Genomic DNA, 24,162 nt, shown 5'->3' with positions numbered 1-24,162 from the left:
TGAAAAAGACTTTCTCAATACAAAAAGGCTTGAATACAAACTATATATGAAAACGAAAGATTGGTATGGGAAGAAAAAGCTCATTATAAATAAATTTGAGAAAAAATTGTATGGAGCCAATTATTAAAGACGTAGAAAGATAAGGAAATATCATGTAAAATAATAGTAAAAATATGTAAAGGAGGGAATAGTGTGGATGTGTTTTTGAACATTGCTGAAGAAAAAATTCGACAAGCAATACGGAATGGTGATCTTGATTATCTTCCGGGAAAAGCAAAACCACTACAATTAGAAGATCTTTCAATGGTACCTCCAGAACTTAGAATGAGTTATAAAATTTTAAAAAATGCGGGAATGATTCCACCAGAAATGGAACTACAAAAAGATATATTAAAAATAGAGGATTTAATTGCTTGCTGTTATGATGAAGAAGAGAGAAAGAAATTACGAGAAGAGTTAACAGCAAAAACTCTTCGTTTTCAGCAGGTAATGGAAAAGAGAAAGATTAAAGATAGTTCAGCTTTTCGTATGTATCAAGGCAAATTATTTCGTAAATTACGCTAAGAGGGATAAGATGACTACATTTAAAACGATAGAAGAATTAGCGACCTATATCGAAGAACAACAATTGGTACTTCTGTTTATTAAAACGGAAAATTGTGGTGTTTGTGATGTTATGCTAAGAAAAGTAAATTGCGTATTAGAGAATTATGATTACGTAGAGAAAATAGAAATATTACTACAAGACATGCAAGAGATTGCGGGGCGATATGGAGTATTTACAGGGCCAACAATTTTATTATTTCATAATGGAAAAGAAATTCTTCGTGAATCACGCTTCATTTCACTTGAAAATCTAGAGAGAATCATTCAATTATTCAAGGAATAGGGGAGGCTTTTATATGGGATTTATTATTGTCATACTATTATTTGTTGTAGTTGGAATAATCGTAACAGCAGTTCGATCGAACAAAAAGAAGGTGAACTTGGCGAAACAAAATAACATACATAATTCATCTAACAGCTCATCACCATTATTTTTCTTTGCTGGATCGGATAATGATAGCTCGCATGATGGCGGTTCACATGATTGTGGAGGCTCTTTTGGGGGAGATAGCGGAGGAAGCTGCGGTGGCGGTGGGGATTGATGAAAATGCGCCTTATATAGGCGTATTTCTTTTTAAACAAACGTTTGATTAGTCGGCTTACATATACATAAACACAGTTAAACAAACGTTTGATTAATATTTTTAACATACTAAGGGGAATGGAAATGAAAAGGGAACCGAAAGTGAAAAATAAGGGGAAAGTAGTGTTATTTTTATTAGCTGCGGGAGGCGTATTTCTTGTTAAATTAGCATTTAAATTTGGAACAATACATATGATTCGAACTTGGTTTGAAAGTACGTTTTCTTAAATAAGGAATATAGCCTCTTGCGATAGAGGTTTTTGATTTGTTATTATTAGACTGAACGGTCGGTTTAAAGAGGTGTGAATATGAGAAGAAGCGCAGAAGAGATAAAGAAAGAAATTGCATACAAAGCAGAAAGTCTATTTTCACAGAAGGGCTACGCAGCTACATCTATGGAAGAGATTTGTGAAATTACAGAGCGAAGTAAAGGAAGTATTTATTATCACTTTAAAAGTAAAGAAGAATTATTTTTATTTGTAGTGAAACAGCATACGTATGATTGGCTTGAAAAATGGAATGAAAAAGAGAAGTTGTATAGCACTAGTACTGAAAAACTATATGGTCTCGCGGAATATCATGTAGAGGACATACAGCAACCAATTTCAAATGCCATAGAGGAATTCTCTATGAGTCAAGTTGTAAGTAAAGAGATTTTGGAGGAACTATTAGCTTTAACTAGAGAATCATATGTTATGTTTGAGAAATTAATTGAAGCAGGTATACAGTCTGGAGAGTTCCGTGAAGATAATACTCGTGATCTTATGTATATTGTGAATGGATTATTATCAGGGCTTGGAGTACTTTACTACGAGCTAGATTATAAAGAGTTGAAGCGTATTTATAAAAAGGCAATAGATGTATTGTTAAAAGGAATGGCAGCTGAATAATAGGTCAGTTGCTTTTCTTACAAAATAAATTAGACTGAACGGTCGGTTTGTGAAAGGGGAATGAAAATGAACGCTTTATTTAAAAACCGAGCATTTATGCTCGTTATGGCGTCTGATATTTTACAACAATTTGCAATTTGGATCAGAAATATGGCTCTTTTATATTTCATAATGGAGCGAACGAATAATGATCCGGTTTCTGTTTCTTTGTTATCAGTTATGGAATATGCACCTATTTTTATTTTCTCGTTTATCGGTGGTGCGCTAGCTGATCGTTGGAATCCGAAAAGAACAATGGTCGCTGGAGATGTATTAAGTGTACTGTCTATTATAGGAATTGTCCTGTTGTTAAAGCTGGATTATTGGCAGGCTATATTTTTTGCAACACTCATTTCCGCGATTGTAGGCCAGTTTTCTCAGCCCTCATCTTCGCGCATATTTAAGCGCTATGTAAAAGAAGAAGAGGTAGCAAATGCAATTGCATTTAACCAAACATTACAGTCATTATTTCTGATTTTTGGACCAGTGTTAGGATCGCTTGTGTATACACAACTTGGTTTATTTACGTCACTATATAGCTTAATCATTTTATTTTTGTTATCTGCTATCGCCCTTTCATTTTTACCAAAATGGGTTGAAAAAGAGCAAGTGGCGAGAGATTCATTAAAAAATGATATAAAAGAAGGTTGGAAGTATGTTCTTCATACGAAAAATTTACGTATGATTACGATCACTTTCACCATTATAGGCTTAGCTGTTGGATTAACAACTCCATTAGAGGTGTTTCTTGTAATAGAAAGCCTTGGAATGGAAAAGGAAGCAGTTCAATATTTAGCTGCAGCTGATGGAATAGGTATGTTAATTGGTGGTATTGTTGCTGCAATTTTCGCTTCAAAAGTGAATCCGAAAAAAATGTTTGTATTCGGTATGGGCATATTAGCAATGTCATTTTTAGTAGAAGGGCTATCTACATCATTTTGGATTACTAGTTTCATGAGGTTTGGAACAGGTATTTGTTTAGCTTGTGTTAATATTGTTGTCGGTACGCTTATGATTCAACTTGTACCAGAAAATATGGTTGGAAGAGTAAATGGGACGATTTTACCACTGTTTATGGGGGCAATGCTAATTGGAACTTCACTAGCTGGAGGATTAAAGGAACTAACTTCACTAGTTACTGTGTTTTGTATAGCAATGGCACTTATTTTATTAGCGATAGGGCCAGTTCTACGTATGCAAATAAAAAAAGAAGATGTTGCTAATAAAGAGGCACTAACAAATTCGTTAGCTTCGAAATAACTATTGTAAGGGAGCAATATTGCTCCCTTTTTCTTTGAGGAACTTTTGACAACTATATGAGCCAATTATATACTGATGTTGTAAAAACGATTTTACAGGTTAGGAGCAATGGTGTGAAAAATCAAATCTATGAATTACGCACTGAAAATAATATTTCACAAGGCGCATTAGCTGATAAATGTAAGGTTTCTAGACAAACGATAAATGCAATTGAGAATAATAAATATGATCCAAGTTTAGCGTTAGCATTCCGTTTAGCTGAAGTATTAGGAACAACTGTTGATAAATTATTTTTGTACAAGCAGTAGAGTCGTTCATTATAAGTCGCACCTTTAAAAATAAAAAAGATCCTCTTCTTATGAGAAGAGGATCTTTTCTTATAGCGTTTTAGTCTTTGGACTAGGTGGTGTAACGGATGTATTATTTTCTGGAACTCTAGTTAGTAAAAATCCTCCGATAATAAACAGAACAATAATACTAAGAACACCAGCGTTTGTTTTTCCTGTTAATTGGGTTGTAACACCGACTAATATTGGACCCATAATCGCGGCAAACTTGCCAAATATATTATAAAATCCGAAGAATTCATTTGCAGATTCTTTAGGTACTAGTTTTGCAAAGTATGAACGACTTAGTGCTTGAATACCACCTTGAGATGTAGCAACTAACATTGCTAAAATCCAAAAATCAAGTGTCGTTTTTAAAAAATAAGCATATGTGCAAATAATGATATAAATAATGATACCGACATATAACATTTTTTTACCAGTAAATGTTTCAGATAGTTTTCCATATAGTAAAGCAAATGGACAAGCGACAATTTGTGTTACAAATAATATGATTAATAGATTCGTTGCACTAATACCGAGATCGGTTCCGTAAGCGGTAGACATAGTAATAATCGTATCGACTCCGTCAATATAGAAAAAGTAAGCGATTAGAAACATAAATACAGTTTTATATTCTTTAATATTTTTAAAAGTATCAGCAAGGCGTTTGAAGCTCATTCTAATAGGTCTTGGATGACGTTCAATATAGTGCGTTTGCTCTACGTTTTTTAGCATTGGAATTGTAAATAACCCCCACCAAAGAGCTGTTATCGCGAATGAAATTTGACTAGCAATGCCAACTGATAAAGGGATAGTTCCTTTTTGAGCAAGAATGATAAGAGTGATACAACCGATAAATGGAATAGTACTCCCAATATAGCCTAAAGCGAAACCTCTCGTAGAAATTCGATCCATTCTATCTTCAGAAGTGACATCTACTAAAAATGCATCATAAAAAATGTTTGCTCCAGCAAAGCCGATTAAGGCGAGCATATAGCACCCTAGCAATAAGTACCACTGAGAGGTTGGAACGACTGCTAACATACTTGTAAATACGATACCGAGTCCAAAGAAGAATGTGAAAAAACGTTTTTTAAATCCTTTATAATCAGCAACTGTGCCAAGAATAGGAGCAAGTATAGAAATTAAAAGTGTTGCGAATGAGTTTGCATATCCCCAATATGCTGTTGAAGTTGCCCCAGATAAACCCGCTTCTTTTGCAGCTGCTTTAAAGTAAATTGGAAATAATGCAGTTGTAATGACGAGCGAATATACGGAGTTCGCCCAATCGTATAATATCCAGCTTTTTTCTTGTCTGGACATTTTTTTCATATAATGTTCCCCCTCAAATTTGTTTTACTAACAGTGTACAAAAATAAAAATTATAAAAAGAGAAACAATGATGAATTTTACATAACTTTTACATATATACACAGTTCTTTACAATTGGAGTAAATCCTCTACAATTGATCCGTCTGTTTCACCTAAGTGTAAACCGAGTAGTCTAGCGATAGTTGGGCCCTCATCAATAAGTCTCATATACGGGACGGTAACGCCACTTTTTATTCCTTTCCCAGCAGCGATAAAAATTGTTTCATAGTTAGGTTTTGTTGGAGAGTATCCATGCGTACCAAATGTATATTTTTTACTAGGCGTAACATCTTTTTCGGTAATTTCTTTTATAAAATCTCCTGTATAGTTTTCAGTGAAATAATACCCTTCTCGTGCTTCTAACATGAATAAACAATTACCGTCTGCACCGCAGTCTTTGGCAGCTTCATCATGAAGTATAAATTCAATTCCGTTTTGTTTATTTTGAAGTAGTTCTTCAAGGAGTAGTTGTACCTCCCGAATTGTATCCGTATCATTTTTGTCCTTTACATATACATAGGCAGAGCCGTCGCAACTTTGGCAATAGGCTTTCCAGTCTACTAATTTTCCTTTTTTATTAAGAGATATAAGTCCTCTTTGATGGAATAGCACATTTAATTGGATGGATTTGTTTTCACTTAAAGCGCTATGATCACCAAGGGCAATAATTGTACTTTCTTCGTATAAGTCACTTTCTTTTAGTGCTTGAATAATTTTCCCTAGACGTTCGTCGTGTCTCTGGATAGCAGCTATTGTTCCGTTAGATTCAAAGCCGTGATAGTGTCTTTGTGTGTCTAAATCGGTGAAATGTACAAACATGACATTAGGCTTTTTCGTCTGGATTGTATGCACAGCAGAGGCGAGGACGAAATCATCCAGTTCTGGTTGTGATAAACCATTTCTTATATGGCCGAAACGACGATTTAAATCTAATTGGTATAGTGGGCTACCGCTAAATAAGGAAACTAACACTTGATTTTGCCAAGGTCTATTGGGGAAAATTTCTGGTAAATTGTAATCAATATTCGCTCTTCCAGTAACAGGCCATAGAAGGGCAGCTGTCGTTAAATTTGCTTTGCGCGCTTCATCATACAATGTTGTTCCTTTTATTGATTTTCGGTACCAATGCCAATCAGGTGATTCACGCCCTGGTTGAAGTAACGTATTGCTAACAACACCGTGCTTGTTAGGGTAATTACCGGTTACGATTGTTGAGTGGCTTGGATATGTTACAGAAGGATAAATTGGTTCTACTTTTTCGACAACCGTGCCCTTTTTTATTAGAGATTGGAAATGAGGTAGTTTTTGTAGTATAGGAAAATCTAAAGCTGATAAACAGTCGAATGATAAAATAATGACATGGTTTGTTAATGCTTTATCCATAAAGTTCCCTCCTGATTATATAAAACCTATTATTATATATTACTATTAATACCTAGTAATAAAAATATATTTTTAGGTGAAAATTTATTATTTATTTTCAGAAAAATTAAACATATAATTAAGTATAAGGGAATCTATGGAAGGAGGAAACACTATGGATTGGTTAGATGGATTTGGTATCTTTTACATCATTGGCGGAATCACGATTATCCTTGTATTTGCTATTTCATATTTACTAAAGAAACGGTTTCCAGACAAACAGTTCGATATTATATTTGCACTTAGTTTAATACTTCTTTGCTTAGCGTCCTTTCCCGTTACAATGATTGTTATTGGTGGGTGGGAAGGAATGGGATATGGATTTATTGGTTTCTTTGTCCTACTTGGTACACTTATCGGTATGATTGCACATCAACTTGTGAAAATTACGCGGAAAAGCTACGTATAAAACTGCAAAAAATGAAAAGAATATATAAAAATAAGAAAATTAGCTATTGTTTTAAAAAAGAATTTGTATTATGATAATCAACAAATTTATTTCGTTATAACGATGAAAAAGGACTAGTACATGTTCAACCTTTTTAGCAGAGAGAGAATCCGTCAGGCTGAAAGATTCTTAGAAAGGCAATATGGAACCTGCCTTTGAGTTCTGCATATGCAGCGGGAATTTCCCGTTATCAAAAAGAGAGCATGCGCAATTTTTGTGCATGAATCAGGGTGGTAACGCCGACAAAGCTCGGTCCCTATTTAGGGACGCGGGCTTTTTTGTATTTTCTAGAAGGAGGAAGACTGACTATGGCAAAAGAACAAGTGCAAGCCATTACGAAGATGGAAGAGGACTTTGCGCAGTGGTATACCGATATTGTAAAAAAAGCCGAACTTGTTGATTATTCAAGTGTAAAAGGATGCATGATTTTACGTCCGTATGGTTATGCCTTATGGGAGAATATGCAGAAGGTGATGGATGAGAAGTTAAAAGAAACTGGCCATGAAAATGTATATATGCCAATGTTTATCCCAGAGAGTTTATTGCAAAAAGAGAAGGATCATGTTGAAGGATTTGCTCCTGAAGTAGCATGGGTTACGCATGGCGGAGATGAAAAGTTAGCGGAAAGACTTTGTGTACGTCCTACATCTGAAACTTTATTCTGTGAGCACTTTTCAAAAATTGTGCAATCCTATAATGATTTGCCAAAGTTATATAATCAGTGGTGTTCAGTAGTTCGTTGGGAGAAGACAACTAGGCCATTCCTTCGTACGACTGAATTTTTATGGCAAGAGGGTCATACAATCCATGAAACGGCAGAAGAATCGCAGGCTGAAACATTAAATATTTTAAACTTATATGCTTCTTTCTGTGAGGATTATTTAGCAATACCAGTTATTAAAGGACAAAAAACAGAAAAAGAGAAGTTTGCTGGAGCAAAGGCAACTTATACAATTGAAAGTTTAATGCATGATGGAAAAGCACTTCAAACAGGAACCTCTCATAACTTTGGAACGAATTTCTCAGAAGCATTTGATATTAAGTTTTTAGATCGTAACGGTAAGTGGCAATATGTGCACCAAACATCTTGGGGTGTATCAACAAGAATGATAGGCGGGCTAATAATGGTTCATAGTGATAATAATGGACTTGTAATGCCACCAAAAGTCGCTCCAGTGCAAGTTGTTATTGTACCAATTGCTCAGCATAAAGAAGGAGTTTTAGCAAAAGCAACAGAGTTACAAGCACATATTCAAAAGGTTGCACGAGTAAAAATAGATGCTAGTAATAAAACACCAGGCTGGAAATTTAATGAGTATGAAATGAAGGGGATTCCAATTCGATTAGAAGTTGGCCCTAAAGATATTGAAAAGAATCAAGTTGTACTTGTAAGAAGAGATACGAAGGAAAAAGAGTTTGTACCAATGGATCAATTAGAAGAACGTATTCCAGCATTACTTGAAGAAATTCATATTGCTTTATTTAATAAAGCAAAAGCATCTCGCGATGAGAATACGTATGTTGCGACAAATTTCGAAGAGATGAAAAAAATAGCTGACGAAAAGCAAGGCTTTATTAAGGCAATGTGGTGCGGGGAATTAGCTTGTGAAGAAAAACTAAAAGAAGAAGTTGGCGTATCTTCACGTTGTATGCCTTTTGAGCAAGAGCATTTAGCTGAAGAATGTATTTGTTGTGGTAAAGAAGCTAAACAAATGGTGTATTGGGGAAAAGCGTATTAATACTTTTTCTGATAGGTGATAAAAGGACTTTGGGCTGCATAATAAAATGTAATCCAAAGTCCTTTTTAGTTTTATACAGTATTTCATGTACTTTTTAGATGGAAGGATGTTGTTCTTATTTTACGTTTTTACGACGAATAAACAGTAACATACCAATTAGGAATGTTGAAAGCCCCATTAAAATAGATATAGGGTAATGCGTTGCAGTATTAGGTAATTTATCACCTTGTTTTTTCGTATTACCTTTTACATTACCCCCTTGAGAACCGTTGCCCTCCTGAGAATTGCTATCGCCTTTAACACGATTGCCACCTTGAGAGCCATTACCCCCTTGAGAACTGCTATCACCTTTAACACGATTGCCGCCTTGAGAGCCATTGCCGCCAGAACCGTTACCGCCAGAACCGTTACCGCCAGAACCGTTACCGCCAGAACCGTTACCGCCAGAACCGTTACCGCCAGAACCGTTACCGCCAGAACCGTTACCGCCAGAACCATTGCCACTAGAGCCATTGCCGCCAGAACCATTACCGCCAGAACCGTTGTCACCAGAGCCACTGCCGCCAGAGCCGTTGCCACCAGAACCATTGCCACCAGAGCCACTGCCACCAGAACCGTTACCGCCAGAACCATTGCCACCAGAACCGTTACCGCCAGAACCGTTGTCACCAGAGCCACTGCCGCCAGAGCCGTTGCCACCAGAACCATTGCCACCGGAACCGCTGTCGTCAGAGCCACTACCACCAGAACCGTTACCGCCAGAACCATTGCCACCAGAACCGTTACCGCCGGAACCATTGCCACCAGAGCCACTGCCACCAGAACCGTTACCGCCGGAACCATTGCCACCAGAACCGTTACCGCCGGAACCGTTGTCACCAGAACCGTTACCGCCGGAACCATTGCCACCAGAACCGTTACCGCCGGAACCGTTGTCACCAGAACCGTTACCGCCGGAACCATTGCCACCAGAGCCACTGCCACCAGAACCGTTACCGCCGGAACTATTGCCACCAGAACCGTTACCGCCAGAACCATTGTCACCAGAACCAGTATCGTCCTGAGAACCGTTATTTCCTGGAGGTATATTATTATCCTTTGAGTTTCCTTCTGCAAAATGATCGCTATTTTGTACAATAGCGTTTGTTAATGGTTGGAAGTTTTCAGTTGCAGCATTACCGATATTTAAACCGCTAAAAAAAGATAAAGAGAGTGTTGATGCTAAAATGAAGATTTTCGTCATGGTTTTCCTCCTAAGAGATTAATGTTCCATCTAAAATACATCCCTTTGTAATATTTCTTAGGAAAAAGAGTTTTATGCAAAAAAAACTATATATAGAAAAAGGTGGTGTATTTGTCAAAGCAGAAAAGAGTTAATGTAGATTTCCTACAAATAGTAGAGGGGGAGAATTTACATTCATAACGGTAGAGGAAGTGGCAGCAGATGAAAGAGTATATAGCGTTTGATATTGGCGGTACGCAAATTAAGTATGGTATTGTTTCAGAAATAGGGAGAGTATTAAAGCGTCAAACAGTTGCAACAGAAATTCATTTAGGCGGAGAACAAATTATTCAAAAACTTATATATGTATCCAAAAAAATAATGAATGAACATACTATTGCCGGAATCGGTATTAGCACTGCGGGAATTGTTGATATTAATAAAGGAATTGTGACGGGAGGTGCGGATCATATTCCGGGATATAGTACTATTCCTATTATTGATAGATTGCAAGAGATATTAAAAGTTCCAGTATCGATTGACAATGATGTGAATTGTGCAGCGTTTGGAGAAATGTGGAATGGTAGTGGAAGAGAGAAAGATAACTTTATTATGCTCACCCTTGGAACAGGGATTGGGGGAGCAATTTTTATAGATGGAAAATTGTACCGAGGACATTCATTTAGTGCTGGTGAATGGGGGAATATGTTAATAGAAGGAAAAACGTTTGAAGAGGTTGCTTCGATTTCAGGATTAATTCGACTTGTAAGCAAATATAAAGGCAAAGGCAAGTGGAATGGGAAAAGAATTTTCGAGTTGTATGATAAAGGAGATCGGGAAGTTGCTCAAGCAGTTGGGATTTTCTTTAAACATTTGGCAATCGGAATTAGTAATCTTGCTTATATTTTTAATCCAGAAACGATTATTATTGGTGGAGGAATTACCGATAGAGGAAATGAGTTTTTAAAAGAAGTAAAAGAAGAGGTCAGTAAATACTTAAATCAAGAGATTTATAATAATTGTGAGATTGAACTTGCGCAAAACGGTAATTGTGCAGGAATGATTGGTGCTATTTACCACTTCTTACATCATCATAAGTAAATTATATGAATGTTTTCATATAACTGAGAATTTATCCTTTTTATCGCTAGGTAAATAATGCTACAATATAAGAGAAGAATACAATATTTTCCGATTTGGAAAATGCTTTGTAGAAAGGGAGAAACTTCATGCCTATTATTTTAGAAAAAGGTCAAAAGATCGATTTAACGAAAGGACAACCAAAAGTAGCAAAACTACAGGTTGGCTTAGGCTGGGATCCAATTGGGCAATCAGGTGGATTTCTGTCTTCATTATTTGGAAGTAAACCAAATGTAGATTGTGATGCATCTGTTGTTATGTTAGAAGGAGATCGTTTTTTAAACAAAAATGATTTAGTTTACTTCGGAAATAAACTTTCTACTTGTGGTAGTATTATTCATTCAGGAGATAATTTAACAGGTGAAGGCGCTGGTGATGACGAAACAATTTTCGTAGAATTACATAAAGTTCCAAGCCGTATTAATCGTTTAGTATTCGTTGTAAATATTTATGACTGTGTAAATCGTCGTCAAGATTTCGGGATGATTCGTAATGCATATATTCGTATTCAAAACCCGCAAACTGGTGAAGAATTAGCACGCTATAATTTATCGGATAATTATGCTGGCAAAACAACTCTAATTGCAGGTGAAATGTATCGTCACGGAAGTGAATGGAAGTTTTCAGCAGTTGGAGAAGGCACGCAAGATAAAAACTTAAGTGAGATTGTATCACGTTATCAATAAAATAACCGAGGAGGAATTGTATATGGCATCAATTTCATTGAAAAAGGGACAAAAGGTAGACTTAACAAAAACGAATCCAGGTCTTTCGAAAGTTCTTGTAGGACTTGGTTGGGACACGAATCGTTATGACGGACAAAACGATTTCGACTTAGATGTTAGTATTTTCTTAGTAGGCGCGAATGGTAAAGTTTCAGGAGCTGAAGATTTCGTTTTCTATAATAATCCAAAAGGTGCGAATGGTGCTGTAGAGCATTTAGGAGATAACCGCACTGGTGAAGGTGAAGGCGATGACGAAGCGATTAAAGTAGATTTGAAAAATGTTCCTGCTCACATCGAACGTATTTGTTTCACAATTACAATTTATGATGGAGAAGGCCGTAGCCAAAACTTCGGACAAGTTTCTAATTCTTTCGTACGTATTCTTGATGAAGAAAAGAATGCAGAATTAATTCGTTACGATTTAGGAGAAGATTTCTCTATTGAAACAGCCGTAGTAGTAGGTGAATTATATCGTCATGCAGGTGATTGGAAATTCAATGCAATCGGAAGTGGATTCCAAGGTGGATTAGCGTCTCTATGTAATAACTTTGGTTTAGATGTAGAGTAATAGATTTGATTTATATATCCATCGGTGAAATGTATGTTTACTGATGGATATATTTTTAAAGATAAAAATATAGAGGTGAATATAGATGGTTATTCAATTACAAAAAGGCCAGAAAATCGATTTAGGTAAGACAAGCCCTGGTTTAACAAAAGCAGTAATTGGTCTTGGATGGGATATTAAATCTTATGACGGCGGAGCCGATTTCGATTTAGATGCATCTGCCTTTTTATTAGATGCAAACGGAAAATGTACGAAGGAAACTGATTTTATCTTCTATAATAATTTACAGTCTCCTTGTGGATCTGTTTTACATACAGGAGATAACCGTACAGGTGAAGGTGAAGGTGACGATGAGCAACTTGTTGTGGACTTGAAGAAAGTTCCAGCAGATGTGCACAGAATTGCTATTACAGTTACGATTTATGATGCAGAAGGCCGTAGTCAAAACTTTGGGCAAGTAGGAAATGCGTTTGTTCGTTTAGCGAATGAAGAAACGAGTGAAGAAGTTCTTCGTTTTGATTTAGGGGAAGATTTCTCCATCGAAACAGCAGTTGTCTTTTGTGAATTATACCGTCATAATGGACAGTGGAAGTTTAATGCAGTAGGAAGTGGATTCCAAGGTGGTTTAGGTGCGCTTGTAAGAGCGTATGGCTTGGATGCATAGAAAGGAAACGATATTCGTTTCCTTTTTTTGACCTTTCTATAAATCTAGCAAAGAATAGGGGATAAAGGTAAGATGAGTATTTTGCAAGGAATCCTTGATACGTATGCTCAGTTTTTCGACTTGGACATGTGGATTAAAGTGTTGCAGGATCCAGTATCTTGGGGATTAATTGGTACACTTGTTGTACTTGAAGGATTATTATCTGCTGATAACGCACTTGTGTTAGCGGTAATGGTAAAACATCTTCCGGAAGAAAAACGTAAAAAAGCATTATTCTATGGACTTATTGGAGCTTATGTGTTCCGCTTTATTGCGATTGGAATCGGAATGTTCTTAATTAAATTATGGTGGGTAAAACTTCTTGGTGCACTTTACCTTGCTTGGTTATCAGTAAAATACTTTATTGATAAGCGTAAAGGTGCAAGTGAAGAAGACGAAGCTCACGGTATGAATCAAAATAGTATTCTCTTTAGAATGTTTGGTGTCTTCTGGGGAACAGTTGCGATGGTTGAATTAATGGATATCGCATTCTCTGTAGATAGCGTACTTGCTGCATTTGGTGTATCTAATGAAGTTTGGATTTTACTATTAGGCGGAATGCTAGGTATTTTAATGATGCGTGGTATTGCTGGTGTATTCTTAAAATTGTTAGAGCGTATTCCAGAGCTTGAAACGACAGCATACATTTTAATCTTAATTATTGCAGCAAAAATGTTACTGTCTTTAATCGAGATTGAGATTAGTCATACACTATTCTTTATTATTTTAGTTGTAGCATTTGGAGCAACATTTATACTTCACTACATGAAGAATTCTGGACAAGCTAGAGAAGAAGTTGCAGCTACTAAAGAAGACAATAAATAATTGAAATGGGTTTGCTCGTTTTGCGAGCGCCCATTTTTTATAACCCAAAATAGTTTATAATAGAAGAAGGACTTAGAAAAAACGTAAATGTTTTTGGAGGTGAACTGTTGTGTTTTCACGTTTTACACTTCAACCATATGCATTAAAAGATGAATCAGATTTAAAGCAATTTGAAACGCTTTTAGAAAAACGCCCACAATATGAGCTGACAGAGAATGAGATGAAATTTAGTTATATAGCATGTCGAATCCTTGGCGTTCCTAATGATGTAGATGAATATTTTAATGAGCTGTTTGATTATAGTGAAGCGAAAGGAATCGAAGTTTTACACGAACAAAATTTAAACAAAGTGATTGATTCGGAAAAGCTTCGTCATATTCAAGAAGTGTTCGGATTACATCAAGAAGCACCAAATGGTCTGACAGTAAATAGGCTAGTTGCACACTTATCTGGGAAACAACTTTTACCGAAAGTAGACAATCCTGATTTACAGCATTACATACATACGACGTTTATTTCACTATTGAAATTATATGAGAAGCAACATAATCAGTCGTTAAAGACAGAAGGCTTCCGTCGTTTCTTAATCGACATAATTAAACTAAGCGAAAATTACGTAGCGAAGTGGTTCTCTACGATTAACTATAAGAAACAAATGCCGCGTATCATTTGGTACGGTGATGCACAGGAAAGCCGTATATATTTCTTATACTTTCTTATTATGCTCGGTTGTGATGTGCTTTATTATCACCCAGAAGGAAAAGATGGATTTGAAAATATTGATGAAGAGGGAAGAACTTTTGTTGTATCTCATTCAAGTCGCATTTCGCTTGAACCATTCCCTGATCGTCGCCGTGAGCGTGTTGCAACAGTAGCGTATCAAGCTTCGAAAGAAATTGAACAAGTACTTCACCACGATAATTCACTGCTGTACAAGCCGTGGCAATTCCGTTCCTATACGCCTGTAGCTCGTACACTAAAAACAACATATGATGAACTCTTTTTAATTACGAAAGAAAAGGCGTTTGTACGCCCGACATTCTTTGTTGAAAATAAACACATTTATATCCCTTCTTTATTTGCGAAAATATCCGGCGTTTCAAAGAATGATAAAGAATATTTTCAACGATTAAAGGCTGTTACATCATTTGATAACAGTTTATTAATTAATACATTCCCATTTACGAAAGAGCAAAAAGCAAACTTCCAATATCATTATCGAGATGCATTGGACCGAGCTGGGAAATTGCATCCTGATCTAATTATGAATAGCCATTGGTGGCCGCATAAGCGTTTACCGGAAGGTTTACAGCATGGAATTGCAGAAGCGATTATCCATACGTGTGAAAGTGAAATGTGTAAACCAATTGCGAAAGAGACGAAACAAGATGTAGCGCTATATGTTTTCGCGCAACTTTCTCAAATACCACCGAATATTTTAGAACAGCTTGAGAAATTTGATTATTCACAAGATGTACCGAAAATTGTTATATTTAATAATGAGAAGAGTGGAGAGTTAACTCGTTCTGATGCTGTTTTATTACTATTTTTGAATCAAATTGGAGTAGATGTATTTCATTTCAATCCAACGGGAAGAAACGATATTGAACCGTATATTGAAGCGGGGGCATTTGATTCACATTGGCTTGAAGAGGTTAATTTCGATCTTGAGTTTCATGGTTCATCAGCCTATAAAAATTTATCACAAACAATAAAAGGACTATTTCGTCCATTTTTATAAGGAAAGGGAGAATACCATATGAATAACCCAGTCGTACTAGATCCGAAAACAGAATTAAATGAACAAACAGCACAAGATGTTCGCTTACAACTTAGACAAGATGCGGATGTACAACGTATTTATAATGCGGTAGATATTAAAGATCAATTAGAATTAATTGAACTTGGAAAAGAACCTTCTATGGAAATTTCACGTTTTGCTGATCAAATTTTACATACAATGTCATTATCAAAGATAGAAGATTCTGGTGAATTATTAAAACAGCTTGGTAAAATTATGGACCGATTCGATAGTAAAGACTTTGCGGAAGAGAAAAGCGGTTTCTTTTCACGTATGTTTAAAAAAGCGGATAAAATGATTGAACAAATTTTTAGCAAGTATCAAACGATGGGCCGTGAAATTGATAAAGTTTATGTGGAAATTACGAAGTACCAAGATGAGATGAAAAAATCAATTGGTACGTTAGATGGCTTGTATGAGCAAAACTTAAAATATTATCTAGACTTAGAGAAGTACGTAGTAGCAGGAGAAATGTTATTAGAGCGTTTAAATACAGAGTTAGTTCCGATGTATGAAGAGCGTGTACGTAATAATGATCAATTAGCAGGTATTGAATTAGAGTCGCTTAAAAACTCTGTTGAAATTTTAGAACAGCGTATTGACGATTTAGAAAAAGCACGTATGGTTGCGTTACTTACAGCACCACAAATTCGTATGATTCAACGTGGTAATAATAAATTAATTGGTAAAATCAATACAGCATTTATTACAACGATTCCTATCTTTAAAAATGGTATCATTCAAGCGGTAAATGCGAAGCGTCAAAAGCTTGTTGCAGATTCTATGGCTGAACTGGATCGCCGTACAAATGAATTACTTAAGAAAAATGCACAAAATATCGCAACGCAAAGTGTAGAAGTAGCGAGATTATCAGGTTCTTCTAGTATTAAGATGGAAACACTTGAGGAAACTTGGAACATTATTTCAAGAGGTATGCAAGAAACACAACAAATTGAAGAGCAAAACAAACGTGAGCGTGAAGAAAGCCGCAAACGTATGGCTACATTAACAGAGAACATCAAAAAAGAATTACAAGGATAAAGTGAAACTTTAATCAGTGGGGTTTTGTTCATCCCCACTGATTATTAGCCCACACCAATCGGATGTTTATGGGCAGTTAATCTCCCACCTAGTTTCTTTATTCTAGCTAAATTTTGAGGTGGGGGTTTTACTGCCCGTTAATATGGGGTAAATGAAAAGGCAATGAGGAATATTCCTCATTGCCTTTTTAGTTTCTCTTCACTAATTTAATAATCTCATTCACAACAAGTGGAATGATACTTAATAAGAGAACGAATCCCCAATCTCGCATCGTTAATGCATGTACACCGAATATATTTGCAAGGGGCGGGATGGAGATGATACAAACTTGCATAAGAACACCGATAAGAAGGGAGAAAACTAAATATTTATTTGTAAAGATCCCAATTGAAAAAATTGATTTCGTTCTTGAACGCAAGTTAAATGAATGAACGAGCTGAGAAAAACTAAGAACGACAAATGCCATCGTTTGAGCGTGTAATAGAGCATCGTCATCAATTCGCTCTGGGAAAAGAGGGAATAAATTTGTATCTCCAGTATAGAATTTTGCTCCGGCGATAAAAGCTATTAGCGTTAAAAGTCCAATGATAACTCCATTGAAAATCAGGAAAGGAACGCTGCCACTAAATAAGCTTTCTTTCGCATGTCGTGGTTTTTCCTTCATCACATCTGGATCTTCAGGATCAACCCCAAGTGATAATGCAGGCAGTGTATCTGTAATTAAATTCACCCATAAAATATGAATAGGTCGTAGTGGTGTTGCCCAGCCGAGTAAAATTGCTAAAAATAAAGCGATAATTTCTCCGAAGTTACAAGAGAGTAGGAAGAGAATTGATTTTTTTATGTTGCGATAAATGTTTCTACCTTCCTCAACAGCTTTCACGATAGATGAGAAATTATCATCTGTTAACACAACATCTGCTGCCCCTTTTGCAACGTCTGTTCCTGTAATGCCCATCGCTACGCCGACATCGGCTTGCTTTAAAGATGGTGCATCATTGACGCCATCACCAGTCATAGAAACGATATTTCCTTTCGCGCGTAATGCCTTTACAATTTTCACTTTATGCTCTGGAGAGACTCTAGCGAATACATTTAAATGATTAATTTTGCTAGCTAGTTCTGTATCAGAAATGTTATCTAATTCAGTTCCAATCATAATTTCCGATATTTCTTCAGCAATGCCAAGTTCTTTGGCAATTGCAAAGGCGGTATCTTTATGGTCACCAGTAATCATAACTGTGCGAATACCGGCTTTTTTACATTCTGTAATTGAATCTTTCACTTCAGTTCGTGGTGGATCAATCATACCGACAAGACCAATAAAGATAAGATTTTCTTCAAGATGATTTATATCCACATCGTTTGAATTGTATTGTTTAAATGCGAATGAAAGTACTCTTAAAGCTTCTTGAGACATTGCTCCGGCAGCTTCTAATATTTGATTTTTATCAGAATCAGTTAAAATCTCAATTTTGCCGTTTTTAAAAATATGGGTACATCGAGGTAAGAGCTTATCAATAGCGCCTTTCGTCATGCTATAGTAGCTTTCATCGTATGTATGTACGGTTGACATCATTTTACGATCTGAATCGAAAGGTACTTCGTTAACACGTTCATGTATTTTTTCTAAATGATCTTTTTGCATGTTAAAAGTGGTTCCAGCAACGAGAAGTGCAATTTCAGTCGGGTCTCCCGTTTGTGATTCGTTATTGTAAGAAGCATCATTACATAGCACCATATTTTCTAACAATAGACGTTGCGCATCATTATTTACATTTAAACTTTCTAAGCGATCGTATGTGTTATCACTATAAAAGTGAGTAACGGTCATTTTATTTTGCGTTAACGTACCTGTTTTATCTGAACAAATAATTGTGACAGAACCGAGGGCTTCAACAGCTGGTAGTTTCCGAATGATAACGTTTTGTTTAATCATACGTTGCACACCAATTGCAAGAACGATGGAAACGATAGCTGGCAAGCCTTCTGGAATAGCTGCAACGGCTAAACTAATAGCAGTCATAAACATTTCTAACGTATCCCGGCCTTGTAAAAAACCGATGAGGAACATAACGATACAAATAGCTACAGCGACAAAGCCTAAATATTTTCCGACTTGTGCTAAGCTTTTTTGAAGTGGTGTCATATCATCGTCTGCTTTATGTAAAAGGGTAGCAATCTTACCAATTTGTGAGTTCATTCCAGTTTCAACAGCAACACCGACGCCTCTTCCGTATGTTACAAGAGTGGACATAAATGCCATGTTTTTTTGATCGCCGAGTGGTACTTGCTCATCACTTTGCATGGAAGGGTGGTAGATTGCATCTTTATCAACAGGGACAGATTCACCAGTTAGAGCAGATTCTTCAACTTTTAAATTTGCGGTTTCGATCAGGCGTAAATCGCATGGGATATATCGTCCGGCGTCGAGCATAACGATATCACCTGGAACGACGTGCTCAGATGGAATTTCTTTTAGTTCACCATCTCGCTTGACGATAGCTTTAGGTGTCGCCATCTTTTTCAATGCCTCTAAGGCTTGTTCTGCTTTCGATTCTTGGACGACACCGATAACAGCATTTAAAACTACAACGAGCGCAATGATACTTGCATCTGCCCATTCACCTACAAAGGCAGAAATAAGGGCTGCAATAATAAGGACATATACGAGGACGTCATTAATTTGGGCGAAAATAAGCTGCAATAAAGTGCGTTTTTGTTTTGTAGCTAATTCATTAGAACCGTATTGCTTTAAACGTTCACTTACAATTTCATCTGTTAAACCGTGTTGTTCGTTTGTTTCTAGGTCAATTAATGTTTGATCTTTCGTCTTACTGTACCAATTGCTCATAAGTAAGCACCTCCAGTAAAAACAGTTAGCAATGGTAGTGTTGCTATTATTTGTGAGTAGTATGTATGGAGAAAAAATCTAAGGTGAGGTTCTACTTCTATTGTACAATATTTTACAGTTGGTTGAGGGAAAGAGAAGAGTTGTCATGAATTTGTTGGAAATAAAAAAGAGCCTCATATAAGAGAGGCTTTTTTACTTTTTAATTAATGTACCTAATTCTTCTGTAATAGCTTGCATTTCACTAATGCTGAATGTTTCACGTTTCATAACATGATCATAAATGTCACGTAAATCTTCGTACATTTCTTCGTTAAAACTAGCAGCTCTCATCGCTCCAGCATTAACCATACGTAATTTTTCTTTAATAGCTTCGACCATGTATTCAACGTTTTCTTCTGACTTTACGGATAAATCCACCGAAGTGTCCCCCTTTAAAATAACATAAGGCTATCTTAACATTTTTTATCATTTTCGTTAATGAATCTTTTCAATCCCATTAAATTAGTAGGGATTTCCTTTATATTTAATAATTGGTTGTTTATACTATAAGTATATATTAAGAAATGCACCAAGAAGGGAAGAAACAAAAATATGGTTCAAGTATTGTTTGTTTGTCTTGGGAACATTTGCCGTTCTCCGATGGCAGAAGCGATTTTTCGAAATCTTGTCGTAAAAGAGGGACTTGAAGAGAAAATTGTCATTGATTCTGCAGGAACTGGAGATTGGCATGTTGGCCATCCGCCACATAAAGGAACACAAAAAATTTTAAAAGAAAATGCAGTCACTTTTGAAGGAATTAAAGCAAGGCAAGTAGAAAAAGAAGACTTAACAAAGTTTGATTATATTATTGCCATGGACAACAAGAATATAGCAGATTTAAAAAGTTTAGGTAAAACTGGAGGCTATATTGGTAGGCTGTCCGACTTTGTTCCAGACGGTGGCTGGACAGACGTTCCTGACCCTTACTATACAGGGAATTTCCAAGAAGTATATGACCTTGTAACAGAAGGGTGTGCAAAGCTATTAGCTTTCATTCGAAATGAACAAGGAATATGAGGAAGCTTAGAAAGAAATACTTTCTAACATAAGAAATGAAAGGGTGAAGGAATATGGCAAAGAAAAATAATATTGCTCGAAACATTGCGATTGGTGTAGCTGCAGGTGTAGCTGTATCTATGTTGAAGAAAGAAAATCGTGAAAAAGTAAAAAATACTGCAGAAAAAGCAAAAACAAAGATGATTGAAATTGGCGAAAATGCAAAGATCAAAGAAAAAGTGCAAACTGTTACAGATAAAGGACGCGAACTTGCTGATTTCAATGTGGTAAAAGCGAAAGTAGCAGAAATTAAAAAATTAACGCCATCTGTTGTAGAGACGTTAAAAGAAACGAAAGAAATTTTTAGTAAGAAAAAAGTTGAGCCAGAAGAAAAGCCAGAAACGATTGAAATTCAAGCTGTATCTCCAAAGGTAGATGAGTTGAAAGTAGAAGAAGAGCCAATAGTTGCTGAAGATGGTGGTATGAAAGAAGCGCGTGAATTATTTATGAAAGACTCAAATGCAGTGGAAAAAAAAACTGAAGCGTACATTGAGTTAAAGCAAGATAAAGAAGAGAAGAAAAGCGTTTAAACATATATGAGAAAAATTTTAGAAAAGGTGAGAAGAAATCGTACTTATTCGTTTGGTAAAGATTTATATGACCGGACGATGCGCGATGATGTAGCGGGCTTGGCAGCACAGCTCGCTTATTTCTTCTTGCTTGCAATTTTTCCTGGGCTCGTTTTCTTAATTACGCTTCTTGGATTTATTCCCATTCAAACAGAGGATGTGCTTAGTTTATTAGAGGTTTATGTACCAGATGATGCAATGAACTTAATTGAGGTAAATGTAGATAAAGTTGTAAACCAGCAAAATGGTGGTTTATTATCATTTGGTTTATTATCCATGTTATGGTTTGCCTCAAATGGTGTTAATGCGGTTATGAATGCTTTTAACCGCGCTTATGACGTGAAGGAAACACGTTCTTTTATTACAACAAGAGCGTTATCAATTGTGTTTACATTAGCTATTATTTTTATGATTGTCTTTGCGTTAATTGTTCCGGTATTCGGACAAGTTATTGGAGCAGCAGTGTTTAAAGCACTCGGTTTATCAGATAGCTTTTCTTTCGTATGGAGCATTACACGATTAGTAGCGAGTTTCTTCGTGCTATTTGCTTTGTTTAGTTTCTTATATACATTTGCACCAGATCGAAAGTTAAAAAGAAGAGAAGTTATTTCAGGGGCGTTATTTGCTACTGTAGGATGGATTGTGGTATCGTACTCATTTGCTTATTATGTAGATAAGTTTGCGAATTACGCCAATACATATGGTGGTCTCGGTGGTATCATTATTTTAATGTTATGGTTTTACTTAACTGGATGGGTAATTTTACTTGGCGGTGAAATTAATGGTTTACTCCACCATTATAGAACCGGTGACAATAATTCCCGTAATGAATAATGAGCTCTTGTTCCATAATAAAAAGGAACAGGGGGGATATTTCATGAGTAATAATAAAAAGAACCATAATAATAAAAGTAATAATAAACAAAAGAGCAGTTCGCATCCAAAGCATAAAACGAGTAGCAGTGCGAACGGTCATAATAGCTATCATTAAAAAAAACGGGTCCTCTATGAGGGACCCGTTTTATTTGCTTCCTTTTAATAATCGTAAGCCATTCAAAATGACAAGAATCGTACTTCCTTCATGGCCAATAACACCGAATGGAAGAGCTAAAAATTGCAAGAAGTTTGAACAAATTAGCATGGCAATAACGGCTAGCGAAAAGATTACGTTTTGCTTCACAATACGATTCATTCGTTTTGATAGACGGATTGCTTGAGAAAGACGAGATAGTTCGTTCTTCATCAGTACAACATCCGCAGTTTCTAAAGCTACATCTGTTCCTTCTCCCATTGCGACACCAATGCTAGCAGTAGCTAGTGCAGGTGCATCATTTATACCGTCTCCGACCATTGCTACTGTACCGTATTTTTCTTTTAACTTTTTAATCGTTTCAACTTTTGTTTCTGGTAAGCATGATGCGTAATATTCCTTTATATTACTTTCAGAGGCAATTGCTTTTGCCGTTTCTTCATTATCTCCAGTAATCATAATTGCTTCGACACCAATGCTTTGTAAATCACGAATAGCAGCTATTGTTTCTTGGCGAAGCGTATCTTTTAAAGCGATAAGTCCAAGAATGCCTCCCTCATCACTAATATAAACGACAGTTTTACCTTCCTTTTCAAGTGAGGCAGAAATACCATTATGAAATGTTTTTGTTTCTTCACCGATAAAATCAGCTTTACCTATTTTATAAGCGTTGTTTTCGAATATTCCTTTTAGCCCAAAACCAGTTACATCTTCAACCTTTTCTGGTTTTTTTAATGTAATGTCGTACGCATGTTGTGCATATTTAACAATAGATTCAGCCAAAGGATGTGTAGAGTGACTTTCAATTGATGCTGTAATAGAAAGTACTTCTTTTTCTGTCATATTTTCTCGAACATATATATCTGTTACGGTAGGTTTTCCTTCTGTTAATGTTCCTGTTTTATCAAAGGCGATTGCTTTTACTGAAGCGAGGCGTTCTAAATGTATGCCACCTTTAAAGAGAATTCCATTTCTTGCTCCGTTAGAAATTGCAGATAACGTTGCTGGTGTAATGGCAGCAACGAGTGCACAAGGAGATGCGACTACAAGTAAGATCATAGCGCGATAAAACGTTTCATTCCAGCTCCAGTCAAGTAAGAAATGAGGAACGAACATCATAAGCGCAACAACGAGTAGTACACCTTTTACGTATGTTCCTTCAAACTTTTCGATGAATAGTTGTGATGGTGATTTTTCACTTTGTGCACTTTGTACGAGACGGATAATCTTTTGGAATAATGTTTGATCGCTCGGCTTCGTAATTTTAACTTCGATAGCACCACGTAAATTTACAGTACCTGCAAATACTTCATCGCCATGTCTTTTCTCATTTGGAATAGGTTCTCCCGTGATTGCTGCTTCATCGATATTTGTTTCACCGTTATGAATCGTACCGTCAGCAGGAACACGTTCACCTGGTTTAATTAAAATAATGTCGTTAATTTGTAACTCTCCAACAGGAATACGTTCCTCTGTTCCGTTGGAAATGCGTAATGCTTCTTCGGGTTGTAAGTCAAGAAGAGCGGAAATTTCTTTTTGGCTCTTACTTAATGTATAAGATTCCATAGCACCGCTGAGCGCAAAGATGAAGATTAAAATAGCCCCTTCTGCCCAGTAGCCAATAATTGCAGCACCGATAGCTGCAAAGAGCATTAGCATTTCAACATTTAGCTCTTTTTCTTCAATCGTATCTTCAATTCCTTCTTTCGCTTTTGCATATCCACCAACTATATAAGCAAGGATATAGCAAGTAATACCTGCATTCATTGCATCGTTCTTTGTGAATAGCCAGCCAGCTAAAATAAAAATACCAGATGCCAATGCAAATACAAGTTCATAATGTTTTTTTAATGTGTCCCATAAAGAGGGATGAGAAATTGTTTCTTTTGCGTGTAACGTTTT

General features: G+C 36.2%; 25 protein-coding genes and 1 other annotated feature. Of the genes, 19 read left to right on the top strand and 6 right to left on the bottom strand.

Annotation, left to right across the window (positions count from 1 at the left end):
- Window positions 1-192 precede the first annotated feature (192 nt).
- The 7 genes from ACTFRM_RS23770 to ACTFRM_RS23740 all read left to right on the top strand — a co-directional run bounded on the left by ACTFRM_RS23770 (window position 193) and on the right by ACTFRM_RS23740 (window position 3,686).
- Window positions 193-564 carry a DUF1992 domain-containing protein gene (locus tag ACTFRM_RS23770; RefSeq protein ID WP_440043627.1) on the top strand — a complete coding sequence of 124 codons (372 nt, stop codon included), beginning with the start codon at window positions 193-195 and terminating at the stop codon, window positions 562-564.
- Window positions 565-574: 10 nt separating this feature from the next.
- On the top strand, window positions 575-889 hold the full coding sequence (locus tag ACTFRM_RS23765; protein ID WP_000206516.1) for a thioredoxin family protein: 315 nt from the start codon (window positions 575-577) through the stop codon (window positions 887-889).
- Between the two features lie 13 nt (window positions 890-902).
- Window positions 903-1,148: a hypothetical protein gene (locus tag ACTFRM_RS23760; protein ID WP_000505774.1), complete on the top strand. Its 246-nt coding sequence runs from the start codon at window positions 903-905 to the stop codon at window positions 1,146-1,148.
- A 125-nt stretch (window positions 1,149-1,273) separates the two neighbouring features.
- Window positions 1,274-1,417 carry a hypothetical protein gene (locus ACTFRM_RS23755; protein WP_000817981.1) on the top strand — a complete coding sequence of 48 codons (144 nt, stop codon included), beginning with the start codon at window positions 1,274-1,276 and terminating at the stop codon, window positions 1,415-1,417.
- Between the two features lie 80 nt (window positions 1,418-1,497).
- Window positions 1,498-2,079 carry a TetR/AcrR family transcriptional regulator gene (locus ACTFRM_RS23750; RefSeq protein ID WP_001254439.1) on the top strand — a complete coding sequence of 194 codons (582 nt, stop codon included), beginning with the start codon at window positions 1,498-1,500 and terminating at the stop codon, window positions 2,077-2,079.
- Window positions 2,080-2,145: 66 nt separating this feature from the next.
- On the top strand, window positions 2,146-3,378 hold the full coding sequence (locus tag ACTFRM_RS23745) for an MFS transporter (RefSeq protein WP_440043626.1): 1,233 nt from the start codon (window positions 2,146-2,148) through the stop codon (window positions 3,376-3,378).
- A 56-nt stretch (window positions 3,379-3,434) separates the two neighbouring features.
- Window positions 3,435-3,686, top strand: a complete 252-nt coding sequence (locus ACTFRM_RS23740) for a helix-turn-helix transcriptional regulator (RefSeq protein ID WP_002023181.1) — start codon at window positions 3,435-3,437, stop codon at window positions 3,684-3,686.
- Between the two features lie 69 nt (window positions 3,687-3,755).
- Here ACTFRM_RS23740 and ACTFRM_RS23735 read toward each other — a convergent pair whose 3' ends face one another.
- Together ACTFRM_RS23735 and ACTFRM_RS23730 are read right to left on the bottom strand one after the other, a co-directional pair.
- Window positions 3,756-5,039 carry an MFS transporter gene (locus ACTFRM_RS23735; protein WP_102956414.1) on the bottom strand — a complete coding sequence of 428 codons (1,284 nt, stop codon included), beginning with the start codon at window positions 5,037-5,039 and terminating at the stop codon, window positions 3,756-3,758.
- A 108-nt stretch (window positions 5,040-5,147) separates the two neighbouring features.
- Window positions 5,148-6,461 (bottom strand): alkaline phosphatase family protein, encoded by a 1,314-nt coding sequence (locus ACTFRM_RS23730; protein WP_102956413.1) that lies wholly within the window; start codon window positions 6,459-6,461, stop codon window positions 5,148-5,150.
- A gap of 154 nt (window positions 6,462-6,615) precedes the next feature.
- Between ACTFRM_RS23730 and ACTFRM_RS23725 the strand changes: the two genes are divergently transcribed.
- Window positions 6,616-6,909, top strand: coding sequence for a YesK-like family protein (locus tag ACTFRM_RS23725; RefSeq protein ID WP_000383850.1), 294 nt, complete (start codon window positions 6,616-6,618; stop codon window positions 6,907-6,909).
- Window positions 6,910-7,002: 93 nt separating this feature from the next.
- Window positions 7,003-7,209, top strand: a binding site (T-box leader).
- Between the two features lie 47 nt (window positions 7,210-7,256).
- Entirely contained in the window at window positions 7,257-8,687 is a 1,431-nt protein-coding gene (gene proS / locus ACTFRM_RS23720; RefSeq protein WP_440043625.1) for a proline--tRNA ligase, read from the top strand.
- Between the two features lie 115 nt (window positions 8,688-8,802).
- On the opposite strand, the gene ACTFRM_RS23715 is transcribed toward proS, so the two are convergent.
- The gene (locus ACTFRM_RS23715; protein WP_440043624.1) at window positions 8,803-9,930 is read right to left on the bottom strand and encodes a cell wall anchor protein; all 1,128 of its coding nucleotides are present in this window, start codon (window positions 9,928-9,930) and stop codon (window positions 8,803-8,805) included.
- Between the two features lie 201 nt (window positions 9,931-10,131).
- Here ACTFRM_RS23715 and ACTFRM_RS23710 point away from each other — a divergent pair, with 201 nt between their 5' ends.
- The 7 genes from ACTFRM_RS23710 (at window position 10,132) to ACTFRM_RS23680 (ending at window position 16,712) form a co-directional block, all read left to right on the top strand.
- Window positions 10,132-11,010 (top strand): ROK family protein, encoded by an 879-nt coding sequence (locus ACTFRM_RS23710; RefSeq protein WP_059304172.1) that lies wholly within the window; start codon window positions 10,132-10,134, stop codon window positions 11,008-11,010.
- 128 nt (window positions 11,011-11,138) lie between these two features.
- Complete coding sequence (locus tag ACTFRM_RS23705; RefSeq protein WP_001121586.1) at window positions 11,139-11,735, top strand: TerD family protein; 597 nt, start codon at window positions 11,139-11,141, stop codon at window positions 11,733-11,735.
- Between the two features lie 22 nt (window positions 11,736-11,757).
- Window positions 11,758-12,342: a TerD family protein gene (locus tag ACTFRM_RS23700; RefSeq protein ID WP_000146726.1), complete on the top strand. Its 585-nt coding sequence runs from the start codon at window positions 11,758-11,760 to the stop codon at window positions 12,340-12,342.
- A gap of 85 nt (window positions 12,343-12,427) precedes the next feature.
- Window positions 12,428-13,006 (top strand): TerD family protein, encoded by a 579-nt coding sequence (locus ACTFRM_RS23695; RefSeq protein WP_000236643.1) that lies wholly within the window; start codon window positions 12,428-12,430, stop codon window positions 13,004-13,006.
- A 72-nt stretch (window positions 13,007-13,078) separates the two neighbouring features.
- Window positions 13,079-13,870: a TerC family protein gene (locus ACTFRM_RS23690; RefSeq protein WP_000025704.1), complete on the top strand. Its 792-nt coding sequence runs from the start codon at window positions 13,079-13,081 to the stop codon at window positions 13,868-13,870.
- 109 nt (window positions 13,871-13,979) lie between these two features.
- Complete coding sequence (locus ACTFRM_RS23685; protein ID WP_000492859.1) at window positions 13,980-15,611, top strand: YceG family protein; 1,632 nt, start codon at window positions 13,980-13,982, stop codon at window positions 15,609-15,611.
- A gap of 18 nt (window positions 15,612-15,629) precedes the next feature.
- On the top strand, window positions 15,630-16,712 hold the full coding sequence (locus ACTFRM_RS23680; RefSeq protein WP_001064409.1) for a toxic anion resistance protein: 1,083 nt from the start codon (window positions 15,630-15,632) through the stop codon (window positions 16,710-16,712).
- A 187-nt stretch (window positions 16,713-16,899) separates the two neighbouring features.
- Here the strand turns inward: ACTFRM_RS23680 and ACTFRM_RS23675 are convergent, their stop codons facing one another.
- Together ACTFRM_RS23675 and ACTFRM_RS23670 are read right to left on the bottom strand one after the other, a co-directional pair.
- Entirely contained in the window at window positions 16,900-19,566 is a 2,667-nt protein-coding gene (locus ACTFRM_RS23675; RefSeq protein ID WP_440043623.1) for a cation-translocating P-type ATPase, read from the bottom strand.
- A gap of 192 nt (window positions 19,567-19,758) precedes the next feature.
- Window positions 19,759-19,983, bottom strand: a complete 225-nt coding sequence (locus ACTFRM_RS23670) for a DUF1128 domain-containing protein (protein WP_000366196.1) — start codon at window positions 19,981-19,983, stop codon at window positions 19,759-19,761.
- A 174-nt stretch (window positions 19,984-20,157) separates the two neighbouring features.
- Between ACTFRM_RS23670 and ACTFRM_RS23665 the strand changes: the two genes are divergently transcribed.
- From ACTFRM_RS23665 to ACTFRM_RS23655, 3 genes are read left to right on the top strand one after another with little or no spacing between them, the layout of a single operon-like run.
- Window positions 20,158-20,622, top strand: a complete 465-nt coding sequence (locus tag ACTFRM_RS23665; protein WP_000250916.1) for a low molecular weight protein-tyrosine-phosphatase — start codon at window positions 20,158-20,160, stop codon at window positions 20,620-20,622.
- Window positions 20,623-20,675: 53 nt separating this feature from the next.
- On the top strand, window positions 20,676-21,191 hold the full coding sequence (locus tag ACTFRM_RS23660; protein ID WP_001085389.1) for a DUF4075 domain-containing protein: 516 nt from the start codon (window positions 20,676-20,678) through the stop codon (window positions 21,189-21,191).
- Between the two features lie 6 nt (window positions 21,192-21,197).
- Complete coding sequence (locus ACTFRM_RS23655; RefSeq protein ID WP_001226536.1) at window positions 21,198-22,064, top strand: YihY/virulence factor BrkB family protein; 867 nt, start codon at window positions 21,198-21,200, stop codon at window positions 22,062-22,064.
- A 187-nt stretch (window positions 22,065-22,251) separates the two neighbouring features.
- Here the strand turns inward: ACTFRM_RS23655 and ACTFRM_RS23650 are convergent, their stop codons facing one another.
- On the bottom strand, window positions 22,252-23,913 hold the full coding sequence (locus tag ACTFRM_RS23650) for a heavy metal translocating P-type ATPase (RefSeq protein WP_440043638.1): 1,662 nt from the start codon (window positions 23,911-23,913) through the stop codon (window positions 22,252-22,254).
- Window positions 23,914-24,162: the final 249 nt, after the last annotated feature.

The organism is Bacillus cereus group sp. MYBK227-1, assembly GCF_051916325.1.
In the GTDB taxonomy this organism is placed as follows: Bacteria; Bacillota; Bacilli; order Bacillales; family Bacillaceae_G; genus Bacillus_A; species Bacillus_A cereus.
Note: the sequence above shows the minus strand (reverse complement) of the source record. Positions and strands in the feature narration are given on the sequence as shown.

Excerpts from the sequence above, each read along its gene's own strand:
- proS (WP_440043625.1), top strand. The coding sequence starts at position 7,257 with ATGGCAAAAGAACAAGTGCAAGCCATTACGAAGATGGAAGAGGACTTT.
- ACTFRM_RS23750 (WP_001254439.1), top strand. The coding sequence starts at position 1,498 with ATGAGAAGAAGCGCAGAAGAGATAAAGAAAGAAATTGCATACAAAGCA.
- ACTFRM_RS23735 (WP_102956414.1), bottom strand. The coding sequence starts at position 5,039 with ATGAAAAAAATGTCCAGACAAGAAAAAAGCTGGATATTATACGATTGG.
- ACTFRM_RS23710 (WP_059304172.1), top strand. The coding sequence starts at position 10,132 with ATGAAAGAGTATATAGCGTTTGATATTGGCGGTACGCAAATTAAGTAT.
- ACTFRM_RS23650 (WP_440043638.1), bottom strand. The coding sequence starts at position 23,913 with ATGCTCTTTGCAGCTATCGGTGCTGCAATTATTGGCTACTGGGCAGAA.
- ACTFRM_RS23680 (WP_001064409.1), top strand. The coding sequence starts at position 15,630 with ATGAATAACCCAGTCGTACTAGATCCGAAAACAGAATTAAATGAACAA.
- ACTFRM_RS23705 (WP_001121586.1), top strand. The coding sequence starts at position 11,139 with ATGCCTATTATTTTAGAAAAAGGTCAAAAGATCGATTTAACGAAAGGA.
- ACTFRM_RS23715 (WP_440043624.1), bottom strand. The coding sequence starts at position 9,930 with ATGACGAAAATCTTCATTTTAGCATCAACACTCTCTTTATCTTTTTTT.
- ACTFRM_RS23700 (WP_000146726.1), top strand. The coding sequence starts at position 11,758 with ATGGCATCAATTTCATTGAAAAAGGGACAAAAGGTAGACTTAACAAAA.
- ACTFRM_RS23760 (WP_000505774.1), top strand. The coding sequence starts at position 903 with ATGGGATTTATTATTGTCATACTATTATTTGTTGTAGTTGGAATAATC.
- ACTFRM_RS23695 (WP_000236643.1), top strand. The coding sequence starts at position 12,428 with ATGGTTATTCAATTACAAAAAGGCCAGAAAATCGATTTAGGTAAGACA.
- ACTFRM_RS23745 (WP_440043626.1), top strand. The coding sequence starts at position 2,146 with ATGAACGCTTTATTTAAAAACCGAGCATTTATGCTCGTTATGGCGTCT.
- ACTFRM_RS23755 (WP_000817981.1), top strand. The coding sequence starts at position 1,274 with ATGAAAAGGGAACCGAAAGTGAAAAATAAGGGGAAAGTAGTGTTATTT.
- ACTFRM_RS23665 (WP_000250916.1), top strand. The coding sequence starts at position 20,158 with ATGGTTCAAGTATTGTTTGTTTGTCTTGGGAACATTTGCCGTTCTCCG.
- ACTFRM_RS23655 (WP_001226536.1), top strand. The coding sequence starts at position 21,198 with ATGAGAAAAATTTTAGAAAAGGTGAGAAGAAATCGTACTTATTCGTTT.
- ACTFRM_RS23675 (WP_440043623.1), bottom strand. The coding sequence starts at position 19,566 with ATGAGCAATTGGTACAGTAAGACGAAAGATCAAACATTAATTGACCTA.
- ACTFRM_RS23725 (WP_000383850.1), top strand. The coding sequence starts at position 6,616 with ATGGATTGGTTAGATGGATTTGGTATCTTTTACATCATTGGCGGAATC.
- ACTFRM_RS23730 (WP_102956413.1), bottom strand. The coding sequence starts at position 6,461 with ATGGATAAAGCATTAACAAACCATGTCATTATTTTATCATTCGACTGT.
- ACTFRM_RS23765 (WP_000206516.1), top strand. The coding sequence starts at position 575 with ATGACTACATTTAAAACGATAGAAGAATTAGCGACCTATATCGAAGAA.
- ACTFRM_RS23660 (WP_001085389.1), top strand. The coding sequence starts at position 20,676 with ATGGCAAAGAAAAATAATATTGCTCGAAACATTGCGATTGGTGTAGCT.
- ACTFRM_RS23690 (WP_000025704.1), top strand. The coding sequence starts at position 13,079 with ATGAGTATTTTGCAAGGAATCCTTGATACGTATGCTCAGTTTTTCGAC.
- ACTFRM_RS23740 (WP_002023181.1), top strand. The coding sequence starts at position 3,435 with ATGAGCCAATTATATACTGATGTTGTAAAAACGATTTTACAGGTTAGG.